This window comes from Pseudoalteromonas sp., from assembly GCF_036960685.1.
Lineage (GTDB): Bacteria > Pseudomonadota > Gammaproteobacteria > Enterobacterales > Alteromonadaceae > Pseudoalteromonas.
On the sequence record NZ_JBALXK010000085.1, the window covers coordinates 1 to 509 of the forward strand.

Genomic DNA, 509 nt, shown 5'->3' on the forward strand with positions numbered 1-509 from the left:
GTGTGGGTAATAAAACAACTGACCTGTTGCGGGTGCATTTCCCGCGAGCCCATAAACGACATGATCGGTAACGGAGTATCGCCCGGTTGTTCCTGCATCACCGAAAAATCAACGCTACGGCCATCAATGCGTGGCGGGGTACCTGTTTTTAAGCGTTCAACGCGAAATGGTAATTCACGTAATCGTTGCGCTAAGGCAATCGATGGTTGATCACCGGCGCGCCCGCCACTGTGATTTTCCAAACCGATATGAATCATGCCTCCGAGGAAGGTTCCCGTTGCCAACACCACTGTCGGCGCAAAGAAACGTAAGCCCATTTGAGTGACCACACCGCTGACCCGATTATTATCGATAATCAAATCATCGGCTGATTGTTGAAAAATCGATAGGTTTTCTTGGTTTTCCAGTGTTTTTCGAATCGCCGCTTTGTACAAAGCACGGTCAGCCTGCGCTCGTGTTGCTCGAACGGCAGGGCCTTTGCGAGAATTTAGTGTTCGAAATTGAATACC

At 49.5% G+C, this 509-nt stretch carries 1 protein-coding gene; it reads right to left on the reverse strand.

Going from position 1 to position 509, the window contains the following annotated elements; genetic code table 11:
- Nucleotides 1-509: FAD-dependent oxidoreductase (locus tag V7783_RS21175; protein WP_335680405.1), on the reverse strand; the 509-nt coding region annotated here is incomplete at both ends.